Here is a 391-nt window from a genome sequence, read left to right as displayed (position 1 = left end):
TGCGCCGCGGCCTGGGAGATGGACACCGTCGAGGGGGCCCGGGAGGACAGCGCCTGCCTGCTCACGCTGCTGCACCGCCCCAGCAGGCTCCAGCTCGCGCTGCCGCTGGAGGAGAAGACCGCCGGGTGCGTCGCGGGCGCCCTGGAGGGCGTCCGGGCGGTCCTCGGCGCCGACGGGACGCGCCGCGTGTTCCGCGCCGTGCTCACCGACAACGGCCCCGAGTTCTCCGACGAGGTCGCGATCGCGGCGCTGCTCGGCGAGGGGCGGGGCGAGACGAGGCTGTTCTACTGCGACCCCCGGCGCAGCGACCAGAAGGGCGCCTGCGAGCGCAACCACGTCGAGATCAGGAAGCTGCTGCCCAAGGGCCGCGGCCTCAGGTTCGACCGGCTCG

At 74.9% G+C, this 391-nt stretch carries 1 pseudogene; it reads left to right on the top strand.

Going from position 1 to position 391, the window contains the following annotated elements:
* Positions 1-18: 18 nt before the first annotated feature.
* Positions 19-391 (top strand): annotated as a pseudogene (locus DXC67_RS10270) (IS30 family transposase); the annotation flags it as partial.

Source organism: Collinsella sp. TF07-1 (genome assembly GCF_003437235.1).
Taxonomy (GTDB): Bacteria; Actinomycetota; Coriobacteriia; order Coriobacteriales; family Coriobacteriaceae; genus Collinsella.
This window is presented reverse-complemented; position numbering and strand designations above follow the sequence as displayed.